This window comes from Sphingomonas sp. FUKUSWIS1 (assembly GCF_000733135.1).
In the GTDB taxonomy this organism is placed as follows: domain Bacteria; phylum Pseudomonadota; class Alphaproteobacteria; order Sphingomonadales; family Sphingomonadaceae; genus Sphingomonas; species Sphingomonas aerolata.
Window position 1 is genome coordinate 1 of record NZ_JPJC01000112.1, and the last position, 6,516, is coordinate 6,516.

Below are 6,516 nucleotides of genomic sequence, written 5' to 3' on the forward strand. Positions count from 1 at the left end.
GGGCTCGGGGGCCTTGGCAGGCGCAGCGGCGGCGCCGTCGCCCGAGTCGATCGTGGCGAGCATCGCGCCGACCTGGACCGTGTCGCCGACTGCGACCGCGTGCTGGCCCATGACGCCGGCGACCGGCGAGGGCACCTCGACCGAGACCTTGTCGGTCTCGAGGCTGGCGATGGGCTCGTCGACGGCGACGGGATCGCCGGGCTGCTTCAGCCACTCGCCGAGGGTGGCTTCGGTGATCGATTCACCCAGGACGGGGACGGTGACTTCGGTTGCCATTTTCTCGGTTCCTCCACCCCGGCGTAGGCCGGGGTCCAGTTACGAAACGCTGATTGGCCGGCGTTTCGCTCAATTATATCTACCATCCCAACTGGGCCCCGGCCTTCGCCGGGGTGGTAGAAGACAGTTTAGTTCGCGCGGGTGCGGCGGATTTCGTCGCGGACGCTGTGGCCGAGCGCGTCGGCGACGAGCGCGCCCTGCTCGGCCTGGTGACGCTTCATCAGGCCGGTCGCGGGCGAGGCCGAGGCGCTGCGCCCGGCGTAGCGCGCACGCTTGACCGGCGAATTCACGCTGGCCAGCGCCTCCTCGATCAGCGGCTCGACAAAGAACCAATAGCCGTTGTTCTTCGGCTCTTCCTGCGCCCAGACGATCTCTTCCAGGTTCGGCATCTTCGCGACGCGCTCGGCGATCGGGTTGCCGGGGAAGGGATAGAGCTGTTCGACGCGGACGATCTGCGTGTCGGTGTCGCCCGCCGCATCGCGCGCCTCGATCAGGTCATAGGCGACCTTGCCGGTGCACAGGACGAGACGCTTGGTATCGACGTCGGCCGCACCGTTGGTGTCGGACAGGAGGCGACGGAAGTGGCTGTCACCCTGGAAGTCCTCGGCGTTCGACACCGCGAGCTTGTGACGGAGCAACGACTTGGGGGTCATCACGATCAGCGGCTTGCGGAAGTTGCGGTGCATCTGCCGGCGGAGCAGGTGGAAATAATTCGCCGGGCTGGTGCAGTTCGCGACCTGGATATTGTCGTCCGCGCAGGACTGGAGGAAGCGTTCGGGACGGGCCGAGCTGTGTTCTGGCCCCTGCCCTTCATAGCCGTGCGGGAGCAGCATCACGAGGCCGTTGGCGCGAAGCCACTTCGACTCGCCGGACGTGATGAACTGATCGATCATGATCTGCGCGCCGTTGACGAAATCGCCGAACTGCGCTTCCCAGAGGACGAGTGTCTTCGGGTCGGCGAGCGCATAGCCATATTCGAAGCCGAGCACGCCGTACTCGGACAGCGGGCTGTCGAGCACCTCGAAATTGCCGTGCTCGATCTCCTGCAGCGGCACGTACTTGTGCTCGTCGGTCTGGTCGACCCACACCGCGTGACGCTGCGAGAAGGTGCCGCGGCCCGAATCCTGGCCGGACAGACGGACGCCGTATCCTTCGGAGAGCAGGCCGCCGAACGCGAGCGCCTCGCCGGTCGCCCAGTCAAAGCCCTTGCCCGACTTGAACATCTCGCGCTTGGCGTCGAGCACGCGCGCGAGCGTCTTGTGGATCTTCACGCTCTCGGGAACGGTCGTCAGCGTGCGGCCGAGCGAGTCGAACAGCTTCTGGCTGAGGCCGGTCTCGACGTTGCGGCGCGCGGACGCACCGTCGGTCGGCGCGCTGAGGCCGGTCCAGCGACCGCCGAACCAGTCGGCCTTGTTCGGCTTGTACGACGCACCCGCCTCGAACTCGCCCTCGAGCCGCAATGTGAGCTGCTTCACATTCTCGTCGATCCAGGGCTGGTCGATCACGCCTTCCTTGATCAGGCGGTTGCCATAGACCGAGCTGACGCCGGGATGCTTGCGGATGATGTCGTACATCAGCGGCTGGGTGAAGGAGGGCTCGTCGCCCTCGTTATGACCGAAGCGGCGATAGCACCACATGTCGATGACGATGTCGCGGTGGAACTTCTGACGGAATTCCATCGCCATCTTGGTGGCGAAGGTCACCGCTTCGGGATCGTCGCCATTGACGTGGAAGACCGGCGCCTGGACGCCCTTGGCGACGTCCGACGGGTAGGGCGACGAGCGCGCGAACTGCGGGCTGGTCGTGAAGCCAACCTGATTGTTGATGATGAAGTGGACGCAGCCGCCGGTGTTGTAGCCGCGGATCCCTGAGAAGCCGAGGCACTCCCAGACGATCCCCTGCCCCGCGAACGCCGCGTCGCCGTGGATCAGCACGGGGAGCGAGGCGACATGGTCCTTCAGATCGTTGTTGAGCGTCTGGATCGCGCGCGTCTTGCCGAGCACGACCGGATCGGCAGCCTCGAGATGCGACGGGTTGGCGACGAGGCTCATATGAACCTTGTGGCCGTCGAACTCGCGGTCGGTGCTGGTGCCGAGGTGATACTTCACGTCGCCCGAGCCGCCGATGTCATCGGGGTTGGCCGATCCGCCGGCGAATTCGTGGAAGATGACGCGGAGCGGCTTTGCCATCACGTTGGCGAGCACGTTCAGACGACCGCGATGCGCCATGCCGATGACGATCTCGCGCACGCCCATCTGGCCGCCATACTTGATGACCGATTCGAGCGCGGGGATCATCGATTCGCCGCCGTCGAGCCCGAAGCGCTTCGTGCCGACATACTTCTTGCCGAGGAACTTCTCCCACTGCTCGGCTTCGATGACCTTGTTGAGGATCGCCTTCTTGCCGTCGACGGAGAACTCGATCGCCTTATCCTGGCCTTCCATGCGCTCCTGGAGGAAGCGACGCTCCTCGACATCGGCGATGTGCATGTATTCGAGGCCGACATTGCCGCAATAATTCTTGCGCAGCGTGTCGACGAGCTCGCGGATGGTCGCCCATTCGAAGCCCATCGTGCCGCCGAGATAGACCTTGCGGTCGATGTCGGCGTCGGAGAAGCCGTGATATTCGGTCTTCAGATCCTCGGGCATCTCGCGCTTCGACAGGCCGAGCGGATCGAGATTGGCGGCGAGGTGACCGCGGACGCGGTAGGTGCGGATCAGCAGCTGCGCGCGGATCGCGTCGGCCGCGGCCTTGGCGATCTCGTCCTTCGAGACGGGCGCGGGCGCGGCGGCGGCGGGAGCAGGCTTGCCGCCACCCTTTGCGGGCTTGGGCGCGGGCTCCATCTGGGTCGGGTCGAGCGCCGCGGTCAGATCGTCCGTGGTGGTCAGCGGCCAGCGCGCGCTTTCCCAGCTCGGGCCCTGCGCGGAGCCTTCGAGCCCCTCGAAGAACGTCCGCCAGCCGGATTCGACCGAGGCCGGATCGGCGGTGAACTTGGCGTAGAGCGTCTCTACGAACGCCGGGCTGACGCCGGCTGCGATATCGCTGAAATCCTGGCCTTCGTAGCCCATGTCACTCGCCTTCCGTGTTCTCCCGCGAAGGCGGGAGCCCAGACTGGGCCCCCGCCTTCGCGGGGGAACAGCCTTCTTTGACTTAACCCTTCAGCACGCTCAGCAGCGTCTCGCCGAGCAGGCTGGGGCTTTCCGAGACCTTGATCCCGGCAGCTTCCATCGCCGCGATCTTGCTCTCGGCATCGCCCTTGCCGCCCGAGACGATCGCACCGGCATGGCCCATGCGACGACCCGGAGGTGCGGTGCGGCCCGCAATGAAGCCGGCCATCGGCTTCTTGCGGCCACGCTTGGCCTCGTCGATCAGGAACTGTGCGGCCTGCTCCTCGGCGTCGCCGCCGATTTCGCCGATCATGATGATCGACTTGGTCTCGTCGTCCGCGAGGAACAGCTCGAGCACGTCGATGAAGTTCGTGCCGTTGACCGGATCGCCACCGATGCCGACCGCGGTCGTCTGACCAAGGCCTGCGTTCGAGGTCTGGAAGACCGCCTCATAGGTGAGCGTGCCTGAACGGCTGACAACGCCGACCGAGCCCTTCTTGAAGATCGAACCGGGCATGATGCCGATCTTGCACTCGCCGGGGGTCAGCACGCCGGGGCAGTTCGGGCCGATGAGGCGCGACTTGGAGCCCGCGAGCGCGCGCTTGACCTTGACCATGTCGAGCACGGGAATGCCCTCGGTGATCGCGACGATCAGCTCGATCTGTGCGTCGATCGCCTCGAGGATCGAGTCGGCGGCGAAGGGAGGCGGCACGTAGATGACCGACGCGGTCGCGCCGGTGACCGACTTCGCCTCGGCGACGGTGTTGTAGACGGGGAGGTCGAGGTGAGTCGTACCGCCCTTGCCGGGGGTGACGCCACCGACCATCTGCGTGCCGTATTCCAGCGCCATCTTGGTGTGGAAGCTGCCGGTTTCGCCGGTCATGCCCTGCGTGATGACCTTGGTGTTCTTGTCGACGAGGATGCTCATCTAGTTTTCTCTCTCTCGTTCCCCGGCGGAGGCCGGGGCCCAGTTGGGAAGGCAGGTCAGTCTGGCGTCAGCGTATCAAACAGATCATCCCAGTTCGGGTTCATCCCTTCGATCGCTTTCACCTTCCAGGCCCGTTTCCATTCCTTCATCTGCAGCTCACGCTGCCGGGCGGCGTCCAGATCATCATAGACTTCGTACCAGACGAGTAGATGACAACCGTATTTCTTCGTAAATCCTGCGACGACCCCGTTGCGATGCTCCCAAGCACGCTTGGGAAGATTGCTGGTGACGCCGAGATAGATCGTGCCGTTACGCCTGCTGGCCATGATGTAGACGCAGAAGGCGGTATCCATCACGGGACTTCTCCCAACTGGACCCCGGCCTTCGCCGGGGAACAGCAGATCGGCTCATGTCCTCAAATCAGTTCAGGCTACCGTCGATACCCTTGCACGCCACGATCAGTTCCTTGACCGCGTCGACCGAGACCTGGAGGTTGCCCTTGGCTTCGTCGTCGAGCTTGATCTCGACGATCTTTTCGACGCCGCCGGCGCCGATCACCACGGGCACGCCGACATACAGGTCGTCGAGGCCGTATTCACCCGAGACGTAGGCCGCAGCCGGCAGGACGCGCTTCTGGTCGTAGAGATAGGCCTCCGCCATCGCGATGCCGCTGGTGGCGGGCGCGTAATAGGCCGAGCCGGTCTTGAGCAGCGCGACGATCTCGCCGCCGCCGCCGCGCGTGCGCTTGACGATCGCGTCGATCTTTTCCTGGCTCGACATGCCCATCGCGATGAGATCGGGGACGGGGATGCCCGAGACGGTCGAGTAGCTGATGACCGGGACCATCGTGTCGCCGTGGCCGCCGAGCACGAAGCTGGTGACGTCCTTGACCGAGACCTTGAACTCGTCGGCGAGGAAGTGGCTGAAGCGCGACGAGTCGAGCACGCCGGCCATGCCGACGACCATGTGGTGCGGCAGACCCGAGAATTCGCGCAGCGCCCAGACCATCGCGTCGAGCGGGTTGGTGATGCAGATGACGAACGCGTTCGGTGCGTTGGCCTTGATGCCCTCGCCCACGGCCTTCATGACCTTCAGGTTGATGCCGAGCAGGTCGTCGCGGCTCATGCCGGGCTTGCGTGCGACACCGGCGGTGACGATGATGACGTCCGCACCGGCGATGTCGGCATAGTCGTTCGAGCCGGTGATCGTCGAGTCGAAGCCTTCGACCGGGCCGCACTGCGACAGGTCGAGCGCCTTGCCCTGGGGGATGCCCTCGGCCACGTCGAACAGGACGATGTCGCCCAGACCCTTGAGTGCTGCGAGGTGCGCGAGCGTGCCGCCGATGTTACCGGCGCCGATCAGCGCGATCTTCTTGCGAGCCATTCCAATCCGTCTCCGTCTGATGTGCGGGGTGATTGGTGACGCCGGTTACGCGCATTATGGCGCTACGGCAACCGTTAAAGCGGAAAAGTGGTCGCGTTATTGCAAGTCGTTCGCAGGAGCAATAAGCTTGCCGACGTGCGCTGAACCACCCCGGCGAAGGCCGGGGCCCAGTTGGGGGACGGTGCAAACTATGCGCAGGTCTTCGTTACGACGGCCTTTCCAACTGGGCCCCGGCCTTCGCCGGGGTGATGTTTGGGGTGCGTCAGATATGCCCTTCCGCCAGATACTCCTCGGAGCGCATCTCTTCCAGACGGCTGATCGTGCGGTCGAATTCGAACCGGCCGTCGCCGCTCGTGTAGAGATCGCCCGGCTGCGCGTCGGCGGCGGCGAGCAGCTTGACCTTGTGCTCGTAGAGCGCGTCGATCAGCCCGACGAAGCGCGCGGCCTCGTTGCGGTTTTCGGGCCCGAGCTTGGGGATGCCGACGAGGATGATCGCGTGAAATTTGCGGGCGATGGCGAGATAGTCGGCCACCCCCCGCGCCTCGCCGCACAGCTTCCTGAAGCTGAACACCGCGACGCCTTTCAGCGACTTGGGCACGCGCAGGGCCCGGCCCTGGACGATCAGCTCCTCGGACGGGACATGCTCGCTGTCGTCGGGCGAGAAGTCGGTGAGGCGAAAGAACGCGGCGGAGAGCTGCGCGGTGGCCTCGGGGCCGTTGGGGACGAGCCAGGTGTCCTGGCTGCCGAGCCGGTCGCGGCGGTAATCGACGGGGCCGTTGAGCGGGAGGACGTCGAGCCGCTGTTCGATCGTCGCGATGAAGG

Annotated in this window: 5 protein-coding genes and 1 pseudogene; all 6 read right to left on the reverse strand. The window is 65.2% G+C overall.

Features of this window, described 5'->3' with window-relative positions; all coding sequences use genetic code 11:
- On the reverse strand, positions 1 to 276 hold a 276-nt coding region (locus sphsw_RS07775; protein WP_031440109.1), incomplete at its 3' end, for a biotin/lipoyl-containing protein.
- A gap of 128 nt (positions 277 to 404) precedes the next feature.
- A complete protein-coding gene (locus sphsw_RS07780; protein WP_031440110.1) occupies positions 405 to 3,344 on the reverse strand; it encodes a 2-oxoglutarate dehydrogenase E1 component in 2,940 nt (979 codons plus the stop codon).
- 82 nt (positions 3,345 to 3,426) lie between these two features.
- On the reverse strand, positions 3,427 to 4,311 hold the full coding sequence (gene sucD, locus sphsw_RS07785; protein ID WP_031395407.1) for a succinate--CoA ligase subunit alpha: 885 nt from the start codon (positions 4,309 to 4,311) through the stop codon (positions 3,427 to 3,429).
- Positions 4,312 to 4,367: 56 nt separating this feature from the next.
- Positions 4,368 to 4,664 (reverse strand): GIY-YIG nuclease family protein, encoded by a 297-nt coding sequence (locus tag sphsw_RS07790; protein WP_031440111.1) that lies wholly within the window; start codon positions 4,662 to 4,664, stop codon positions 4,368 to 4,370.
- A 67-nt stretch (positions 4,665 to 4,731) separates the two neighbouring features.
- Complete coding sequence (mdh, locus tag sphsw_RS07795) at positions 4,732 to 5,694, reverse strand: malate dehydrogenase (RefSeq protein ID WP_031440112.1); 963 nt, start codon at positions 5,692 to 5,694, stop codon at positions 4,732 to 4,734.
- Positions 5,695 to 5,956: 262 nt separating this feature from the next.
- Positions 5,957 to 6,516, reverse strand: a pseudogene (gene zapE, locus sphsw_RS07800) (cell division protein ZapE); the annotation flags it as partial.